This window comes from Pseudoduganella dura, from assembly GCF_009727155.1.
Classification (GTDB): domain Bacteria; phylum Pseudomonadota; class Gammaproteobacteria; order Burkholderiales; family Burkholderiaceae_D; genus Rugamonas; species Rugamonas dura.
Genome location: NZ_WNWM01000002.1, coordinates 1,515,521 through 1,534,692, shown reverse-complemented (window position 1 = coordinate 1,534,692; position 19,172 = coordinate 1,515,521). Strand labels below are relative to the sequence as shown.

Genomic DNA, 19,172 nt, shown 5'->3' with positions numbered 1-19,172 from the left:
GCGCGCGCGCACGGGATGTAGGAGGACAGGCAGACGAAAACAGCGGAGCCATCGCTCCGCCGCTGTCCGTCAAGCCTGCGATGTTTTGCGCCGCGCCGCGTACCCTACGGCGGCCAGGCCGATGCCGAGCATCAGCCATGTCGATGGTTCGGGTACCGCCAGCACGGGTGCACCGATCGTGACAGGGCCGGGAATGATATTGCCCGGCCCGCCGATCGTGAACGTGTAGGCGCCATATTCAGAATCATTAAAGCCGGTGATGACGAACGTGTATTGCAGGCCGGCCGTCAGGCTCGTCACGAAACCGGATGTGTTGGGCGAGAGGATATCGTCATTGAACCGGATCCGGTTCTGGTTGGGCGCCGAGGCATCAAAGCCGCCTTCGTAAAGGATGATCATGCTGTCGAACCTGGCGGCGGCCAAAAATTTGTAAGCGCCGCCCGCGTCGACATGGAAATCGAACGATTCATAGGGCACCATGGTTCCAGGGGCGTCGAAGGCGGCGTCCACGTCCCAGGTTGGCGCACCGGTGGAATCGCCCACATGCGAAAAGAATTCCGCGCTGGCCGTGCCGGCAAAGCCGGCGAACAGCACGCATGCGGCAAGCGCGGTACGGAGAATTTTTTTGATGGTCATGACGTTTCCTTGCAAGATGGATGGCGAAGTCGGGAACGGCGGGGCATCAGCGCTGCACGGCGCCGCGCCGTGCAAACGAGACGGCCGCGAGGCCGAGGCCCAGCATCAGCCAGGTGGACGGTTCTGGAACTGCGGCGATCACGCTGCCGGGTCCGCCAATGGTCAGGCTGTACTTCCCGAAATCGTTGTCATGGAGGCCGCTCACGACCAGCGCGTAGCGCACGGTCGGTACCAGGAACTCGACGAATCCCGAGGTGTCCGGCGACAGCAGGTCGTTATTGTGGCGAAGCAGGTTGCTGGTCGGAGATGTCACATCGAAATCGCTTGCATAAAGGAAGGTAGCGCTATCATATTCGGCCATGACAAGAAACTGGTAGGTGCCGGCCTGGCTTACCTCGAACGTCAGCACATCGTATGGCACGGCGTTGCCGGCGTCTAAGTAAATGGCACCAACGTCCAGTGTCGGACTATTGGTCGTATCACCGCGCTGGATGTGGAAATCGGCTTTCGCTGTACTCATGAGTCCGAACAGCGCGCAGATCGTGAGCACTGCACGGAGGAGCTTGTCAAAGTTCATTGCGTTTCCTTATGGGAATGATGGGTAATCACGTGGCAAAGAATCGAACAGACATAAAAAAAGCGGAGCACCCGGCTCCGCTCTGGTCGCTTACTTCAGTGCCTTGCGGCGGCGCGCCGTGAAACCGACCGCTGCCAGGCCCAGGCCCAGCATTGCGTAGGTCGAAGGTTCCGGTACGGCGGAGACGCTGGCCAGGCCAGGGCCTTCGATCGTCACGCTGTACTTGCCGAAGTCGGTATTGTTGTAGCCAGTTACCACGAATACATAGGTGGTGCCGGCGGTCAATTCCTCGGCGAAGGAGGAGGTGTTGATCGTCACGTCGTCATCCGACCCGTTCAGGAAGTTGACGGTCGCATCCGACGAGTCGAACGAGTTCTCGTACAGAAGCGTGACGGTGTCGGTACCGTACGTGCCCGTCAGCAGGAACGAGTATGGACCATCGGCATCGACGGTGAAGGTCGTTGCAAAATAAGGAACTGCATCGCCATCGATTTCGAAGGGGGTCAAATCCACCGTCGCGCCGCCAGTCGTATCACCGGTCCAGGTAACGATCTCGGCGCTGGCAGTGGATGCGAGACCGACGAACAGCGCGCTTGTGGCGATTGCTGCACGGAAGAACTTCGTGACGTTCATAAGGTTCTCTTTTCTTCAAGTGGGGAGGGATATTTGCCGAAGAGATAACTCAACGGACGATATCAGTATGGCATGAACTTTTACCGTGTAAGCAAGCGGCATTAAGTATTTTTTAAGTTTTCGATATGCGATTTTTTATAGGAATTTAAATTTTCCGCATGGCTATGTCACTGCTGGGGAGCATGCTGAAATCCGCGAACATTGTATGCTCGCGGAGGTGTTGGCCAAAAACCACAGCGGTGGTAACGCCGAACCGCTAGTGCACCTGCGAGGCTGGCTTGAAAACCCGACACCGCTCCGCTGCGCGGCACTTCCTGCAGAGTCAACGCTGCGGTTTGCAGCGCTGCCTGCAGGCCAGTGCCGTGAGACCAAACGCGAGCATCAGCCAGGCCGATGGCTCCGGCACTGCGCTGATCGTGCCGTCGCCGCTGACCGTCAGCGAGTATTGGCCTGCTTCTCCCGCTTCGAAACCCGTTACGACGGCAAAATATTGCGTGCCGGCACTCAGCTCGGCAGGGAAACCGGAAGTCCTGGTATTAAGCAGGTCGTCGTTCGCCGCCACGCCATTCGTCAGCGCGGCGTTCGGATCGAACGCGTTCTCATACAGCAGCAGGAAAGTGTCGAACCCCAGTCCATGCAGGGTGAAGGCATATTCCCCATCCTCGTCCACCGCGAACGCGATGGTGTTGTAGCGAACGCCGGGTCCGTTCGGGGAAAGATCCGAAAAGTCCGCAAACGGGCGGTCGAATGTTGGCCCGGCGGTGGTGTCGCCGGTCCAGGTAACGATGTCGGCCTGCGCGGTGTGCGCGAACCCGACGAGCAGCGCGGTGGCGGCGATCGCCGCACGGAAGAACTTCGTGATGTTCATGGCGTTCTCTTTCGTTCAAGGGTGGATGGGAGGAGGGGCCCGACGGGATTTCCCGACGGGTGACTTCAGTATTGCAGGTAACCCCCGCATATTCGAGGAGCCGATCGAGCGATTTGTGGATGAGCACGGCAGGGCGATGCATGCGGGGATGGCGCCGAGTCATCGAACTTGAAACACGACAACTCGACAACCTGCCTGGCGGCTATCCTTGCTGGGATGGTGCCGAACTGCGCAAACCGTACGGTTGCATGCTTGCCGCGGCGTGCATTCGTCCTGCGCTTGCTGGAGAGATTCGTACAGTCGGTTACTGCGCGGGTTGCCGGGCGAACGGCGACATGGCCGGAGTGCCTGGAGTCAAACGATAGTGTCTAAAAGAAATTAATTATTGTTATTGTTTCAACAATTTCATAAGGCAATCGATTATAATCGGCGCAGTTTTGTCTTTTTTTTACCGCTATTTCCTTTTTACTGGAGGCTACATGAACGTTTTGATGGTTGGTGCCGGCAACGCTGGCTGCGCCCATGGTGCAATCCTGTCGCAGGCGGGGCACCGGGTGACGATCCTGAAGACGTCCCACTCCCTGCACGACGAAAACTTCAACCTGTTGCAGGAACGTCGCGAGATCACCGTAGTCAGCGATCCGGAAGATGGCGCAACGTCGACGGCGAAATATGCGCTCGTCACCCGTGACGTGAACGAGGCATTCGAAGTGCGCCCCGACTTTGTCATGATCACCACCCAAAGCACCCAGCATGCCGCCGTGGCCGAACTGATCGGCCCTTACCTGAGCGCGGGCCAGCTGGTACTGCTGGCGCCGGGATACATGGGAACGTGCTACTTCCTGCCGTACCAGGAAAAGCAGGCCTTCATCCTGGCCGAAGGCGAGAGCCTGCCCTACGATGCGCGCATCATCTCCCCGGGCGTCGTCAACGTGCTGTTCAAGAACGTGCGCAACGCGCTGGCCTTCCTGCCGAAGGAGCGCAGCACGGAAGGGCTGGCCATTGCAGCCAGCCTGTTCGAGACCTACGTGGCGGCACGGAACAACGTTGTCGAGTCGGCCCTGCATAATCCGAACATCATCGGACATACGCTCGGCACCTTGCTGTCGGCCAGCCGGGTCGAGTTCGCGCAAGGCGAGTTCTGGATGTACCGCGAAGGCTTCACGCCATCGGTGATGAACCTGGTGCACCGCCTCGATGCGGAAAAAATGGCGGTCATCGCCGCCGCGGGCGGCAAGCCGACGCCTTATTTCGACGAATGGCAGTTCCGTACCGGCGACGACCTGTCGAAGCCGGCACTCGAGGCGTTCCTCCATTACGCGCAGGAAGGCGGACCGAAAGGCCCGTCGACCCTGCAGACGCGTTACATCACCGAAGACGTGCCGATGGGCCTGGCACTGATGGCTTCGCTGGGACGCCTGCTGGATGTGCCGACCCCGAACGCGGATGCGTTGATCGTCATCGCGAGCGGGTTGCTGGATCGCGATTTCCACGCCGAGGCACGCACGCTCGAAAAGCTGGGACTGGGCGGGCTGAGCGCCAGCGAGTTCGTGGCGCGGATCAACGGCGGGGCCAAGTAATCGGATTGTGCTTGCCGGGACCCCGGTTCCGGCAAAGGTGGTATCAGCAAAAAGCCCGGGCATGCCCGGGTTTTTTTATTGCGGGCCGATGCTTATTCTGGGCCGGATACTTATTCTCGGGCCGGATGCGTGCGGGCGCATCGGCCATGCAGCCGCCTGCATCGCATCGTGCGAGCAAGCTTTGCGCTGCCGCCGTTCAATGCCGACCTGCGGGGCAACGAATCGATTTGGGGCAGATGTGTGTACGTGCCCGCTACCTGCGACAATCGGGCAGGGCAGGATGTCTTGCCGGCATCGATGCCCGGCGCCTGCGTTGCCCCTGGATGCCGAGTAACCGGGGAATGCAGCTGCGTTTCACGCCGAGCTGATGGAGGGTCGTCCACGCATGCACAGCGCTGACGGATGCGTCGAGAAGTATGGCGCTGTCGATGGCGCGCGCGAGTTCGGTATTTCGTCGTCGATCCAACTGCATGAAAAGCTCCCGGGGGCGTATCACTGAAGCGGGGCATTCTAGATTGGTTTGCAATACTGGGTGTTTCGATTGGTTTGCAACTGAAAGTGTTGGATATTACAGACAGGTTTTTGGCTGTAAGCGATGGGATGGGCTCAAGCAAGCCTGCCGGGCGGTGGCGGCATCGCCAAGCGATATCGGGAATGGGCGAATGGGAGAGCTCGGAGGGTTGTGCTGGCAAGCGCGATCCGCTTTGGCGGTTGCGAGCGGTGCTCGCTGGAATGCTGCCAAAGCCCCGCATTCGTCGGAGACGGACGCGGATTCCATTCCCGCATTCGGAACCGTAAGAGCAATGCAGTAGTTCAAGCAAGCCCGCCGGGCGGTAGCGACATCGCGGAGCGATGTCGTGAATGGGCGAATCGGAGAGCCCGGAGGGTTGCGCTGGTAAGCGCAACCCGCTGTGGCGGCAGCGAGCAGTGCTCGCTGAAACCCCGCCAAAGCCGCTTGCAAGCGCACGTCGCTTTGGCGGCGCCGAGCAGTGCTCGGCGAAACCCCGCCAAAGCCCCGCGTCCGATGGACGCGGCTTCCATTCCCGCGGTCGGAACCAGAGAACAAAAGAAAAAGCCCCTAGCGAGCTAGGGGCTTTTTCTTTTGTTCGGTGGTGGAGACGGCGGGAATCGAACCCGCGTCCGCAAGCACTCCACAGACAGTTCTACATACTTAGCACTGCCATTTAATTTAACCCGTACAACGCGGACGTGCACGCTGTGTACAGGCGATTCACCTTAGATTTAGCGCTCTTCGAAGTGACCCCTCCGAGCGCGAGTCCCTGTAAATGACTCCACAGCTTTTGACGGCCCACCCCAGGGACGAGGTGTTGTGGAGCTAACAGCGATTAAGCTGCCAGTGCGTACGAGTTATCGTTTGCAGTTAGTTTGTTTCTGGGTGTATTTACGAGGTAACCAGCCCTCGGTATGCCCTGCGCTGCTTTGCAACCCACGTCGAAACCAGGTCGTCCCCACAGAAGGAAAGGTGATTGTACTCCAAACGTGGCCGCCGTGCAGGCCGATGTGCGCTGTCGTGCGCCACGGCCCGCTCAGGCATGCCTTCAGGCACGCAGGACGGGGAGGGGGCGGGCGTTGTCGCCCAGGCGCCGGGTGACGGGCCGGCCGGCGGTGAACACGCATTCGAACAGGTGCCGGCGCGACAGCGCGGCCACGGGAGAGCCGAGATCGTGGAAGTGGTCGGCGCCCTGGAATCCCAGGTCGACCGTGAGTTTTTCGAGCCAGTACGTATGCTGCAGTTCCGCCAGGTGGTCGCGGCGGTTGCCCTGTTCCATTTCACTGCGCAGCCGCGACGTGGGCCCCTCGAAGTAGCCGATCAGCGCGCCCTCGAGCATGTCCACGTGCGTGCGCATCGATGCTTCCTCGGAAAGGTCGGTCGCGGCGGTGTCCACCTTCACATCGAAGCGCTGGATCAGCAGGAACATGTCGCTGTCCAGCATGCCGGCGTTGCGCGCGCGGTTGACCGGCGAGTGCTGGCCCTTGGCGAGCCGGCCTGCCGGGTCGTGCGTCTGGCCCACATACAGGACCGTGGACGGAAAAGTCAGCCCGGTATCGAAGCGCTGGATCAGGTCGTGGATGCTGAACGTCTCCACCAGCGCGCCCCAGTTCAGCAGCAGGAACTTGTCCTGCAACTGCACGAGAGGCTTCTTGTAGGTGGCTTCGAACGGCACGTCGAGATCGATCGTGATCGTACTCTTGCGCTCTTCCTCGCCGATGAGCACGGGAACCGTCAGCTTCAGCGAGAAAAAGCTCCAGCTGACGTTGCGCTGCACGTCGATGCGCACGCGCGGGCGCGAGACGAGCAGGTACAGCAGGCGCTTTTCCATCGTGCCATCGATGGCGAATTGCATGCGGCGCAGGTAGCGGCCCACCGGATCGCGGAAGTCCGGGAGCGGACCGCCGCCGACCAGCAAGTCGTACCAGTAGAATTTGGTTTCTGCGACCGAGGCTGTCCACTCTTGCGGCGCACTGCTGCGCGGAATGCGGGGCTGTTCGGTTGCGTCTTCACCAGGCATTGCTGCCTCCCCGGGAAAGTTGCTGACTAATTATCGTGTATGACCACTATGGTACGCTGTTTTATTGGCGTACGGCAATATAATCTTGCATGGCGTCACCGGCGGCCAGCCTGCTCACGCGGCCAGCGTGACACCGTCGACGGATTCGAGCACCAGGGCCAGCAGCGTTTCCGGGGTATCGACCAGGTGATCGGCGTTCCAGCTCGCCGGCTCGGTCGTGCCGCAATAGCCCCATTGGCACGCCACGGTGCGCATGCCGGCGGCGCGGCCGGCCTGGATGTCGCGCAGGTCGTCGCCCACGTACCAGCACTGCTCCGGCGCCAGGCCCAGGCGCCGTGCCGCCTCGAACAGCGGCGCGGGGTGCGGCTTCGGATGCGGCGTCGTATCGCCGGAAATCACGCAGCCCGCGTGATCGAGCCCGATCAGCGGCATCAGTGGGTCGGTGAAGCGGGCCGCCTTGTTGGTGACGATGCCCCAGGCCAGGCCGTTGTCGGCCAGGCCCGCGAGCAGCGTGCCGACGCCGGCGAACAGCGAGCTGTGCACCATCAGCGCATTCTCGTAGTAGCCGAGGAATCCGTCGCGCAGTTCGTCGAAGCCGTCATCTTCCGGCTTCAGTCCGAATGCGGCGCCGATCATGCCGCGCGCGCCGGCCGAAGCGGTCGGGCGCAGGATCTCGTAGGCCGTCGGCGCCAGGCCGCGGTCGGTGCGCAGCCGGTTGACGGCGGCGGCCAGGTCGGGGGCGGTATCGGCAAGCGTGCCGTCGAGGTCGAACAGGATGGCGCGCGGTGCGGTCGTGAAGCTCATGGTAGGAATCGGGAAGAAAGAGGGCGGCCGGGCCGCCCGTGGATCATGCCTGGCGGGTGCACGCCACCAGGTAATTCACGCTGGTGTCGTTGTTCAGCGAATAGAACTTGGTCAGCGGGTTGTAGCCCATGCCTTTCAGGCTTTCCACCTGCAGGCCGGCGCTGCGCGCATACTGCGACAGTTCGGCCGGCGTGATGAATTTTTCATAGGTATGCGTGCCTTTCGGCAGCAAGCGCAGCAGGTACTCGGCGCCGAGCACGGCAAACAGGTACGACTTCGGGTTGCGGTTCAGTGTCGAGAAGAACACGTGGCCGCCCGGCTTCACCAGCGTGGCCGCGGCGCGCACGATCGCGGCCGGGTCCGGCACGTGCTCGAGCATTTCCATGCACGTGACCACGTCGAACTGGCCCGGTTCGGCGGCCGCCATCTCTTCGGCGGCGATCAGCTTGTAGCGCACCGGCACGCCCGATTCCAGGCTGTGCAGGTCGGCCACCTTCAGGGCCCGCTGCGACAGATCGATGCCGGTGACGTTGGCGCCTTTCTTGGCCATGGATTCGGACAGGATGCCGCCGCCGCAGCCGATGTCGATCACGTTCTTGCCCGCCAGCGGGGCGCGCGCGTTGATCCATTCCAGGCGCAGCGGATTGATGTCGTGGAGGGGGCGGAATTCGGACGTCGGGTCCCACCAGCGGTGGGCCAGCTCGCTGAATTTCTGCAATTCAAGTGGGTCGGCGTTTGCGTTCATGTCGGCATCATAACGGGTATTTGCCGGGTTCCAAAGCACAGCTGAAAAAGTTCCAGGTTGAAATGTTGTCAAAATTCGGGGACTGTCCCCGATGTTGTTTTACAACCAGCGAGCTCGGCGGCTGATCAGTGCCTGAAGACAAAAAGTTTCCTGAAACCGGGGTCTGACCCCGGTTTCAGGAAATTGACTGCCATTTTGGGGGGCTGGCTTCGGCTCCGGGAAATCTTCAAACAAAAAAAATCCCGCCGGAGCGGGATTTTCATGGCATGAGCCGGGGATTACTTGTTGCGGGTACCGACGACTTCGATTTCCACGCGGCGGTTCTTCGCGCGGCCTTCGGCGGTCTTGTTGTCGGCGACCGGCTGTTTCTCGCCCTTGCCTTCGGTGTACACGCGGTTCGCATCGGCACCTTTCGACAGCAGGTATGCCTTGACGGATTCGGCGCGACGCACGGCCAGCTTCTCGTTGTAGGCATCCGAGCCCACGGAGTCGGTGTGGCCGACGGCGATCACCACTTCGACGTTGATGCCGCCCAGCTTGCCGCTCAGCTCGTCCAGGGCCTGCTTGCCTTCCGGCTTCAGCACGGCCTTGTCGAAGTCGAAGAACGCATCGGCGTTGTAGCTGACTTTTTCAGACGTTGGCACCGGCGCGACGACCGGAGCCGGGGTGGCGGCCGGAGCCGGAGTCGGTGCGACAGGCGGCGGCGGGGCCACGCACTTGCCGTTTTCCAGGCGCTCGGGTTCCACGCAGATCGGCAGGTCGCAGCCTGGCACCGCGTCGGCCGGCGTCCAGTAGCCGGTGCGCCAGCACAGGCCGAACGGATTGCGGGCGATCACGCCGCGCGCATCCTGCACGTAGGCGCTGGTCGGCTTGACTGCCTGGATATCCTGGGTCACGGGCGCGAAAGGCGGCGCGGTCGGCTTGTCCTGCGCGGCCACGGAGCCAGCAAGAACGGCCGACGCTGCGAAGATGCTGGAGATCAGTTTTTTCATGTTTTTGTTTCCTTTCGGGGTGATATCGGCAGCCTGCGCCGCGCGACATATGGTGCTCAAGTGTGCGAACGGCGCGAATACTAACATGTTGCCCGCCGTTCATCACAGTGAGTCTGTTACGCGACGAGGGTGGCCGACTGCCGTTTTGCGATTCAGCCAAGTTTGTATTTCCGTCATTTTGCCATACGCATCAGCATCGCACGAATCGCGCTCCGATCAGGACGCGTGCCGCATTCGACCAAGATGTTGTTTTGTTGCAACGTCGACAATAATGATCGGGGATCATAAGGCGTGAATATGTCGGCACGATTACATGAGGCCGGCATGCGGGCCTCCCGGCGGCCTGCATGCGTTCCTTGCCGCGAAACCGTGCCAGGGGGCCTCGACGGGACCCATTGTGCCGCGCTTTTCGCGGGCATGGCGCCGTGTGGCCGAGGGGAAAGAACCGGATCGGCCGGGGTACATGCCCCCATGGTAAAATCGTGCGATTGTCTGCACGCCCAAGCAGCCTGAACCAACGTCAGAGAAGATCGACCCGCCAATGGATCAATTCGCAAAAGAAACAATCCCTATTTCCCTCGAAGAAGAGATGCGCAAGAGCTACCTCGATTACGCCATGAGCGTGATCGTGGGCCGGGCCTTGCCGGATGCACGCGATGGCCTGAAGCCGGTACACCGCCGCGTGCTGTACTCCATGCACGAAAGTAATTATCACTACAACCGCGCCTACGTGAAGTGCGCCCGCGTGGTCGGCGAAACGATGGGTAAATACCACCCGCACGGCGACGCGTCGATCTACGACACGCTGGTGCGGATGGCGCAGGATTTCTCGCTGCGCTACACGCTGGTCGATGGCCAGGGCAACTTCGGCTCGATCGACGGCGATGCCGCCGCCGCCATGCGTTATACCGAGTGCCGCCTGGACAAGATCGCCGGCGAACTGCTGTCGGATATCGACAAGGAAACCGTCGACTTCCAGCCGAACTACGACGGCAAGGAAAAAGAGCCGACGGTGCTGCCGACGCGCGTGCCGAACCTGCTGATCAACGGCTCGTCCGGTATCGCGGTGGGCATGGCGACGAACATCCCGCCGCACAATCTGGCCGAAGTGATCAGCGGTGCGCTGCACGTGCTGGCCAACCCGGATTGCACGATCGACGAACTGATCGAGCTGATCCCGGCACCGGACTTCCCGACCGGCGGCACGATCTACGGCGTCTCGGGCGTCCGTGACGGCTACCGTACCGGCCGCGGCCGCGTGGTCATGCGCGCCAAGACCCACTTCGAGGAATACGGCAAGGATGGCGGCCGCACGGCGATCATCGTCGACGAGCTGCCTTACCAGGTCAACAAGAAGTCGCTGCTCGAGCGCATCGCCGAGAATGTGCGCGACAAGAAGCTCGAAGGCATTTCCGATATCCGCGACGAGTCCGACAAATCGGGAATGCGCGTGGTGATCGAACTGAAGCGCGGCGAAGTGCCGGAAGTCGTGCTGAACAACCTGTACAAGCAGACGCAATTGCAGGACACGTTCGGCATGAACATGGTGGCGCTGGTGGACAACCAGCCCAAGCTGATGAACCTGAAGGACCTGCTGTCGGTGTTCCTGTCGCACCGCCGCGAAGTGGTCACGCGCCGCACCGTGTTCGAGCTGCGCAAGGCGCGCGAACGCGGCCACGTGCTGGAAGGCCTGGCCGTGGCGCTGGCCAACATCGACGATTTCATCGCCATCATCAAGGCCGCGCCCACGCCGCCGGTGGCGAAGAGCGAGCTGATGACACGCGCCTGGGATTCGTCGCTGGTGCGCGAAATGCTGGCACGCACCGGCGACGGCGACAAGGTGGACATCAATGCGTTCCGCCCCGAGCACCTGCCGAAGCACTACGGCATGCAGCCCGATGGCCTGTACAAGCTGTCCGACGACCAGGCGCAGGAAATCCTGCAGATGCGCCTGCAGCGCCTGACCGGCCTGGAACAGGACAAGATCGTCAACGAATACAAGGACGTGATGGCGCAGATCGCCGATCTGCTGGACATCCTGGCCACGCCGGCCCGCGTGACGACGATCATCAGCGACGAGCTGACGGCCGCCGTCACCGAATACGGCGCCAAGGATGCGCGCCGCTCCGTGATCGAGCACAACGCCACCGACCTGGGCACGGAAGACCTGATCACGCCGCAGGACATGGTCGTGACGCTGTCGCACCTCGGCTACATGAAATCGCAGCCGATCTCCGAATACCGCGCGCAGAAGCGCGGCGGCCGCGGCAAGCAGGCCATGGCCACCAAGGACGAGGACTGGATCGACCAGCTGTTCATCGCCAACACGCACGACTACATCCTGTGCTTCTCCAACCGCGGCCGGATGTACTGGCTGAAGGTGTGGGAAGTGCCGCAAGGCTCGCGCAACTCGCGCGGCCGGCCGATCGTCAACATGTTCCCGCTGCAGGACAATGAAAAGATCACCGTGGTGCTGCCGCTGTCGGGCGAGAACCGCTCGTTCCCGGAAGATCACTACGTGTTCATGTCCACCAGCCTGGGCACCGTGAAGAAGACGCCGCTGCGCGACTTCTCCAACCCGCGCAAGGCCGGCATCATCGCCGTCGACCTGGACGAGGGCGACTTCCTGATCGGCGCCGCGCTCACCGACGGCAAGCACGACGTGATGCTGTTCTCCGACGCCGGCAAGGCCGTGCGCTTCGACGAGAACGACGTGCGCCCGATGGGCCGCACGGCGCGCGGCGTGCGCGGCATGAACCTGGACGAAGGCCAGAACGTGATCGCGCTGCTGGTTGCCGAAAACGAGCAGCAGACCGTGCTGACCGCCACCCAGAACGGCTACGGCAAGCGTACCCCGATCACCGAGTACACCCGCCACGGCCGCGGCACCAAGGGCATGATCGCGATCCAGACGAGCGAGCGCAACGGTAAAGTCGTTGCCGCCACGCTGGTCGAACCGAACGACGAGATCATGCTGATCACGACCGGCGGCGTGCTGATCCGTACCCGCGTGTCCGAGATCCGCGAGATGGGCCGCGCCACGCAGGGCGTCACGCTGATCGCCGTCGAGGACGGCACGCACCTGTCCGGCCTGCAGCGCATCGTCGAGCCGGATGCGGACGAGGTGGAAAGCCTGATCGAAGCGGCCGCCGAGATGCCGGTCGTGGCGGGCGCCGCCGGTACCGTGGACGACGATTCCGCGGGCGACGATTCTGCGGACGACGATGCGGCCGGAGACGATTTGCCAGCCGACGATTCTCCAGCGGAATAAGCCAGCCCGCGGGCCCGTCCGAGCGATCGAACGGGCCCGCGGTTTTTCAGACCAACGAAATGTGCATAAGAATATGAAAAAAATCGCCGCAGTCCTGTTGTTGTCCGTTGCCGCTGTTGCTTCCACCGCCAGTTCGTCCGCGCTGGCCCAGGCCGCCGTCCCGGCGCCGGCCGCCCAGGCCGCCGTCGATCCCGCCGCCGCCGCCGCCGTGCGCGAGCTGCTGGTGGCCATGGATTACCGTAACGTGGTGTCGGCATCGTTCAGGCAGATGACCGCCGCGATGCCGGCCATGATCAAGTCCGGCGCCGAGGGCGCGGTGCGCAACGATCCGAAACTGTCCGATGCGGAGCGCACGAAAAAGCTGGCCGAGCTGGAGCAGGGCTTGCCGAAGGTGGTGGACGCGATCGGCCGCATGTACGCCGACCCGGCGCTGGTGGACGAGATGCTCGAAGCCATGGTGCCGATCTACGCGCGCCACTACACGGTCGACGAGATGCGCCAGCTGGCCACCTTCTACAAGACGCCGGTGGGCGTCAAGTCGCTGCGCCTGATGCCGCAACTGATGGGCGAAGGCATGCAGGTCGGGCAGCAGATCATCACGCCGCGCATGAACAAGCTGATGCAGGAACTGAACCAGAAACAGAAATAAGGAAACACCGTGAGCACGATCTACAACTTCTCCGCCGGCCCGGCCGTGCTGCCGAAAGAAGTGCTGCAGCAGGCCGCCGCCGAAATGCTGGACTGGCACGGCAGCGGCATGTCGGTGATGGAGATGAGCCACCGCGGCCCCGAGTTCATCTCGATCTACCGCGCCGCCGAGCGCGACCTGCGCGAGCTGCTGGCCGTGCCGGACAACTACCGCATCCTGTTCATGCAGGGCGGCGGACTGTCGCAGAATGCCGTGATCCCGCTGAACCTGGTGGGCAGGAAAGGCGAGAGCGCGACGATCGACTTCATCCGCACCGGTTCGTGGTCCGGCAAGTCGATCAAGGAAGCGGCACGCTACGCGAAGGTGAACGTGGCCGCCTCGGCCGAGGCCAGCGGCTTCACGACGGTGCCGCCGCAGTCGGAGTGGAACCTGACGCCGGATGCGGCCTACCTGCATCTGTGCACCAACGAGACGATCGACGGCGTCGAGATCGATTTTGTGCCGGATGTGCCGGCCGGCGTGCCGATCGTGGCCGATATGTCGTCGCACATCCTGTCGCGCCAGGTCGACGTGGCAAAATACGGCCTGATATTCGGCGGCGCGCAAAAGAACATCGGCCCGGCCGGCGTGACCGTCGTCATCGTGCGCGACGACCTGATCGGGCACGCATTGCCGGTCTGCCCGTCCGCGTTCGATTTCAGGAACGTGGCCGACAACGAATCCATGTACAACACGCCGCCCACCTACGGCATCTATATCGCCGGCCTGGTGTTCCAGTGGCTGCTGAAGAACGGCGGCGTGGCGGCGATGGAGCAACGCAATATCGAAAAGGCCGGGCTGCTGTACGCGGCACTGGATGCGGACGATTTTTACCGGAATCGCGTCGCCCCACCATACCGTTCGCGGATGAACATACCGTTCTACCTGCGCGACGAATCGCAGAACGAAGCATTCCTCGCCGGCGCCAAGGCGCGCGGCCTGCTGCAGCTGAAGGGCCACAAGTCCGTCGGCGGCATGCGCGCATCGATCTACAATGCGATGCCGATCGAAGGCGTACAGGCGCTGGTCGATTACCTGAACGAGTTCGCGGGGCGGTGAGGCAGGGGGCGAGGCAGGGATTTCGTAGAGCACGCTCTACGCCTGCTGAGCGGTTCAGCCATGTAAGGCTGAACCTTCGCGGAGCATGCTCTGCGCCTGCTGAACGGTCCGGCCTTGCAAGGCCGGGCCTCCGCCGGTAACTCTCACTTGCATTTGCCGGCTCCGGCCGGCGTTTCGCAAAGATCAAAGCCAACCATGACAGACAAACTGAAACCCCTGCGCGACCAGATCGATTCGATCGATGCGCAGATCCTGTCCCTGCTGAACCAGCGCGCCAAGGTCGCGCAGGAAGTGGGGCATGTAAAAGCCGAAACCAACGCGCCGGTGTTCCGTCCCGAGCGCGAAGCGCAGGTGCTGCGCGGCGTGGCCGAGCGCAACCCCGGCCCGATCGGCGACGCCGAGGCGCAAACGATCTTCCGCGAGATCATGTCGGCCTGCCGGGCACTGGAGAAGCGCGTCACCGTCGCCTATCTGGGCCCGGCCGGCACATTCAGCGAGCAGGCCGTGTACCAGCAGTTCGGCCATGCGGTCGAAGGGCTGCCGTGCGCGTCGATCGACGAGGTGTTCCGCGCCACCGAGGCCGGCACCGCCGAATTCGGCGTCGTCCCGGTCGAGAACTCGTCCGAAGGCGCGATCAACCGCACGCTCGACCTGCTGCTGCAGACACCGCTGATCATCAGCGGCGAAGTGGCCATCGCCGTGCACCACAGCCTGATGACGAAGACCGGCACGATGGAGGGCGTCACCGCCATCTGCGCGCATTCGCAGGCGCTGGCGCAGTGCCAGGTCTGGCTCAACGAGAACTATCCGCACGTGGAGCGGCGCGCCGTCGCGTCGAACGCCGAGGCGGCCCGCCTGGCCAGCCTCGATCCCACGGTGGCGGCGATCGCCAGCGAGATCGCCGGCGGGCAGTACAACCTGGGCGTCGTCAACGGCCACATCCAGGACGATCCGCACAACCGTACCCGCTTCGTCATCGTCGGCCAGTTGCAGCCGGGGCCTTCGGGCAGCGACCGCACGTCGCTGGTGCTGGCCGTGCCGAACAAGGCCGGTGCCGTGTACCAGCTGCTCGCGCCGCTGGCGAAACACGGCGTGTCGATGACGCGCTTCGAATCGCGCCCCGCGCGCGTGGGCACGTGGGAGTACTATTTTTATGTCGACATCGAAGGCCACGTCCAGAACCCGGCCGTGACGCAGGCGCTTGCCGAACTCAACAGTAACGCCGCCTTCTTCAAGGTGCTGGGCTCCTACCCGACCAGCCTGAACTGAATTTACAAACAGAGAGAGAAACCATGTCCAAGCAGTTCGGTCCCGACTACGTCCGCGCGATCGCTCCCTACCAGGCAGGCAAGCCCATCTCGGAAGTGGCGCGCGAGTTCGGCCTCGACGAAGCGAACATCGTCAAGCTCGCTTCCAACGAAAACCCGTTCGGCGTGCCCGAATCGGCCCGCCAGGCGATGGCGCAGGCCATCGCCGAACTGGGCCGCTACCCGGATGCCAACGGTTTCGACCTGAAACAGGCGCTGGCCAAGCGCTACGACGTGCCGGCCGAGTGGGTCACGCTCGGCAACGGCTCCAACGATATCCTGGAAATCGCCGCCCACGCGTTCGTCGAGAAGGGCCAGTCGGTCGTCTACGCGCAGTACTCGTTCGCCGTGTATGCGCTGGCCACGCAGGGCCTCGGCGCGCGCCACATCGTGGTGCCGGCGAAGGACCACGGCCACGACCTGGACGCGATGCTGGACGCGATCGAGGAGGATACCCGTCTGGTGTTCATCGCCAACCCGAACAACCCGACCGGCACGTTCGTTCCCGGCGCCGAGATCGAAGCGTTCCTGCGGAAGGTGCCGCCGAACGTGGTGGTGGTGCTGGACGAGGCCTACAACGAATTCCTGGCCGCACAAGACCAGTACGAGTCGGCCGCCTGGGTGCGCCAGTACCCGAACCTGCTGGTGTCGCGCACGTTCTCGAAGGCCTATGGCCTGGCCGGCCTGCGCGTGGGCTTCGCCCTGGCCCAGCCGCACCTGACGGACCTGATGAACCGCATCCGCCAGCCGTTCAACGTCAATTCGCTGGCCCAGGCCGCCGCGATCGCGGCGCTGAACGACACGGCATTCCTGGAGCAGGGCGCGCGCAACAACGCCGCCGGCTACCGGCAGTTCGTCGAAGCGTTCGAGCAGATGGGATTGCAGTACGTGCCGTCGTACGGCAACTTCGTGCTCGTCAAGGTCGGCGACGACCCGGGCGCCGGGGCGCGCGTCAACCTGGCGCTGCTCAAGCAGGGTGTCATCGTGCGCCCGGTCGGCAATTACGGCCTGCCGGAATGGCTGCGCATTTCCATCGGCCTGCCGCAGGAGAACGCGGTGCTGATCTCGGCGCTGCAAAAGGCGCTGGCCGAAGGCCAGGCAGAGTGATGGTGGCATGAACAAGGTCGTCATCTATGGCGTCGGCCTGATCGGCGGCTCGTTCGCGCGTGCGCTGAAGGCCGCGGGCCGCGTGCGGCACGTGGTCGGCATCGACCGCTCCGAAGCCTCGGCGCTGCGCGCGGTGGAACTGGGCATCGTCGACGAGGCGGCCACCGCGCCGGAAGCGGTGGCGAAGGCGATAGCGGGGGCCGATCTCGTGGTGCTGGCCACCCCCGTGGCGCAGACCGGCCGCATCCTGGCCGCGCTGCTGCCGTACCTGGACGCGCACACGGTCATCACCGACTGCGGCAGCACCAAGGCCGATGTCGTGGCGGCCGCGCGCGCCGCGCTGGGCGCGCGCATCGGCCAGTTCGTGCCGGGCCATCCGATCGCCGGGCGCGAAACCAACGGGCCGGATGCGGCGATCGCCGACCTTTATGTCGGCAAGAAATTCGTCGTCACGGCGCTGGCGGAAAATCCGCCCCAGGCCGTGGAGCGCGTGACGTCGGCATGGCAGGCCTGCGGTGCGATCATCCATCGCCTCACGCCGGAAGAGCACGACAAGGTGTTCGCCTCCGTCAGCCACCTGCCGCACCTGCTGGCCTATGCGCTGGTCGACGACATCGCCGGCAAGCCGCACGCGGACCTGCTGTTCCAGTATGCCGCCAGCGGCTTCCGCGATTTCACGCGCATCGCCGGCTCGTCGCCGGAAATGTGGCGCGACATCAGCCTGGCCAACGGGGCCGCGCTGCTGGCCGAGCTCGACGCCTACATGGCGCAGCTGGCGCACCTGCGCGAACGCCTGGCGGCAGGCGACGGCGCCACCCTCGAAGCCGTGTACGGCAACGCGCAGCGCGCCCGCCGGCGCTGGATCGAGGCGATCGAGGCGGCCGAAACGCCGCCCCCCAAAGACAATGCAGAATGATCCTGCACGCATCACAAAGTACAAAGGATATCCATCATGGCTGAGCAGAACCACCCGCCCTACATCGACCTGAAGCCGGTCATGCACGTGGAAGGCGTTGTCCGCCTGCCGGGCTCCAAGAGCATCTCGAACCGCATCCTGCTGCTGGCCGCGCTGGCCGAAGGCGAAACCAAGATCGTCGACCTGCTCGATTCGGACGACACGCAGGTGATGCTGGCCGCCCTGCGCGCGCTGGGCGTCGAATGGACGGAAGAACCCACGTCCGCCGTGAACGGCACCGCGCGCACGATCCACCGCGTGCAGGGCGCCAACGGCAGCTTCCCGAACCGCCAGGCCGAGCTGTTCATGGGCAATGCCGGCACGGCGATCCGCCCGCTGACGGCGGCGCTGGCCGTGATCGGCGGCGACTATAAAGTGAGCGGCGTGCCGCGCATGCATGAACGGCCGATCGGCGACCTGGTCGACGCGCTGAACGCCGTGGGCGCCAGCATCGAATACACGGGCAACCCCGGCTACCCGCCGCTGCATATCCGCGATGGCCGGTTCGATACGAACAAATTGTCGGTACGCGGCAACGTGTCGAGCCAGTTCCTCACCGCGCTGCTGATGGTGGCGCCGCTGATGGCCGATGCCCATGCCGTGACGATCGAGGTCGAGGGCGAGCTGATCTCGAAGCCGTACATCGAGATCACGCTCAACTTGATGCGCCGCTTCGGCGTAACGGTGGAGCAGGATGAATGGCAGTCGTTCACCATTCCATCCGGCCAGCGCTACCAGAGCCCGGGCAACATCCACGTGGAAGGCGATGCGTCGTCGGCCTCGTACTTCATGGCGGCCGGCGCGATCGCCGGCGGCCCGGTACGGGTGGAAGGCGTGGGGCGCGATTCGATCCAGGGCGACGTGCGCTTCGTGCACGCGCTGCAGCAGATGGGCGCGCAGATCACGATGGGCGACAACTGGATCGAAGCGAAATCCTCCGGTCCGCTGCAGGCCATCGACGCCGATTTCAACCACATCCCGGATGCCGCGATGACGATCGCGATCGCCGCGCTGTATGCCGAAGGCACGAGCACGCTGCGCAACATCGCCAGCTGGCGCGTCAAGGAAACCGACCGCATCGCCGCCATGGCCACCGAGCTGCGCAAGCTGGGCGCCGACGTGGAGGAGGGCGCCGACTACCTGAAGGTGACGCCGCCGAAGGTGCTGTCGGCCGCCGCGATCGACACCTACGACGACCACCGGATGGCGATGTGCTTCTCGCTGGCCTCCCTCGACGGCGCCGCGCGCCGTGGCGCCGAGGTGCGCATCAACGATCCGAAATGCGTGGCGAAGACGTTCCCCGACTACTTCACCGCGTTCGCGGGTATCGCGCACGACGCCAAATATTAAAAGCAAAAAATAGGGACGGACCCTGTTTTTGAGGAAATTTCCTTAAAAACAGGGTCCGTCCCTCATTTA

The 19,172-nt window shown here is 63.4% G+C and carries 15 protein-coding genes, 1 other RNA gene and 1 pseudogene; 8 read left to right on the top strand and 9 right to left on the bottom strand.

Annotated features, from left to right (window positions below; translation table 11 throughout):
* Window positions 1-69: 69 nt before the first annotated feature.
* The 4 genes and pseudogenes from GJV26_RS06840 to GJV26_RS06825 all read right to left on the bottom strand — a co-directional run bounded on the left by GJV26_RS06840 (window position 70) and on the right by GJV26_RS06825 (window position 2,714).
* Window positions 70-636: a PEP-CTERM sorting domain-containing protein gene (locus GJV26_RS06840; protein ID WP_155708175.1), complete on the bottom strand. Its 567-nt coding sequence runs from the start codon at window positions 634-636 to the stop codon at window positions 70-72.
* Window positions 637-682: 46 nt separating this feature from the next.
* On the bottom strand, window positions 683-1,213 hold the full coding sequence (locus tag GJV26_RS06835) for a PEP-CTERM sorting domain-containing protein (RefSeq protein WP_155708174.1): 531 nt from the start codon (window positions 1,211-1,213) through the stop codon (window positions 683-685).
* A gap of 90 nt (window positions 1,214-1,303) precedes the next feature.
* Window positions 1,304-1,795, bottom strand: a pseudogene (locus GJV26_RS29905) (FxDxF family PEP-CTERM protein); the annotation flags it as partial.
* Between the two features lie 373 nt (window positions 1,796-2,168).
* On the bottom strand, window positions 2,169-2,714 hold the full coding sequence (locus tag GJV26_RS06825; protein ID WP_155708172.1) for a PEP-CTERM sorting domain-containing protein: 546 nt from the start codon (window positions 2,712-2,714) through the stop codon (window positions 2,169-2,171).
* Window positions 2,715-3,193: 479 nt separating this feature from the next.
* On the opposite strand from GJV26_RS06825, the gene GJV26_RS06820 reads away from it, so the two are divergent.
* Window positions 3,194-4,294, top strand: a complete 1,101-nt coding sequence (locus GJV26_RS06820; RefSeq protein ID WP_155708171.1) for an NAD/NADP octopine/nopaline dehydrogenase family protein — start codon at window positions 3,194-3,196, stop codon at window positions 4,292-4,294.
* Between the two features lie 1,110 nt (window positions 4,295-5,404).
* Here the strand turns inward: GJV26_RS06820 and ssrA are convergent.
* The 5 genes from ssrA to ompA form a co-directional block, all read right to left on the bottom strand.
* Window positions 5,405-5,765, bottom strand: a transfer-messenger RNA (tmRNA) gene (ssrA, locus tag GJV26_RS06815).
* A gap of 88 nt (window positions 5,766-5,853) precedes the next feature.
* Window positions 5,854-6,825: a hypothetical protein gene (locus tag GJV26_RS06810; protein WP_155708170.1), complete on the bottom strand. Its 972-nt coding sequence runs from the start codon at window positions 6,823-6,825 to the stop codon at window positions 5,854-5,856.
* Between the two features lie 114 nt (window positions 6,826-6,939).
* Window positions 6,940-7,629, bottom strand: a complete 690-nt coding sequence (locus tag GJV26_RS06805) for an HAD family hydrolase (protein WP_155708169.1) — start codon at window positions 7,627-7,629, stop codon at window positions 6,940-6,942.
* Window positions 7,630-7,672: 43 nt separating this feature from the next.
* A complete protein-coding gene (gene ubiG, locus GJV26_RS06800; protein ID WP_155708168.1) occupies window positions 7,673-8,374 on the bottom strand; it encodes a bifunctional 2-polyprenyl-6-hydroxyphenol methylase/3-demethylubiquinol 3-O-methyltransferase UbiG in 702 nt (233 codons plus the stop codon).
* A 278-nt stretch (window positions 8,375-8,652) separates the two neighbouring features.
* Window positions 8,653-9,366 (bottom strand): outer membrane protein OmpA, encoded by a 714-nt coding sequence (ompA, locus tag GJV26_RS06795; protein WP_155708167.1) that lies wholly within the window; start codon window positions 9,364-9,366, stop codon window positions 8,653-8,655.
* 541 nt (window positions 9,367-9,907) lie between these two features.
* On the opposite strand from ompA, the gene gyrA reads away from it, so the two are divergent.
* The 7 genes from gyrA (at window position 9,908) to aroA (ending at window position 19,103) form a co-directional block, all read left to right on the top strand.
* Entirely contained in the window at window positions 9,908-12,637 is a 2,730-nt protein-coding gene (gene gyrA, locus GJV26_RS06790) for a DNA gyrase subunit A (protein WP_155708165.1), read from the top strand.
* Window positions 12,638-12,710: 73 nt separating this feature from the next.
* Window positions 12,711-13,286 (top strand): DUF2059 domain-containing protein, encoded by a 576-nt coding sequence (locus GJV26_RS06785; protein WP_155708164.1) that lies wholly within the window; start codon window positions 12,711-12,713, stop codon window positions 13,284-13,286.
* A 9-nt stretch (window positions 13,287-13,295) separates the two neighbouring features.
* The gene (gene serC / locus GJV26_RS06780; protein ID WP_189441850.1) at window positions 13,296-14,384 is read left to right on the top strand and encodes a 3-phosphoserine/phosphohydroxythreonine transaminase; all 1,089 of its coding nucleotides are present in this window, start codon (window positions 13,296-13,298) and stop codon (window positions 14,382-14,384) included.
* Between the two features lie 195 nt (window positions 14,385-14,579).
* The gene (gene pheA / locus GJV26_RS06775) at window positions 14,580-15,653 is read left to right on the top strand and encodes a prephenate dehydratase (protein WP_155708163.1); all 1,074 of its coding nucleotides are present in this window, start codon (window positions 14,580-14,582) and stop codon (window positions 15,651-15,653) included.
* A 23-nt stretch (window positions 15,654-15,676) separates the two neighbouring features.
* Window positions 15,677-16,798, top strand: a complete 1,122-nt coding sequence (gene hisC, locus GJV26_RS06770; protein WP_155708162.1) for a histidinol-phosphate transaminase — start codon at window positions 15,677-15,679, stop codon at window positions 16,796-16,798.
* Window positions 16,799-16,805: 7 nt separating this feature from the next.
* Complete coding sequence (locus GJV26_RS06765) at window positions 16,806-17,714, top strand: prephenate dehydrogenase (protein ID WP_155708161.1); 909 nt, start codon at window positions 16,806-16,808, stop codon at window positions 17,712-17,714.
* 36 nt (window positions 17,715-17,750) lie between these two features.
* On the top strand, window positions 17,751-19,103 hold the full coding sequence (gene aroA, locus GJV26_RS06760) for a 3-phosphoshikimate 1-carboxyvinyltransferase (RefSeq protein ID WP_155708160.1): 1,353 nt from the start codon (window positions 17,751-17,753) through the stop codon (window positions 19,101-19,103).
* The last annotated feature ends 69 nt before the right edge of the window (window positions 19,104-19,172 follow it).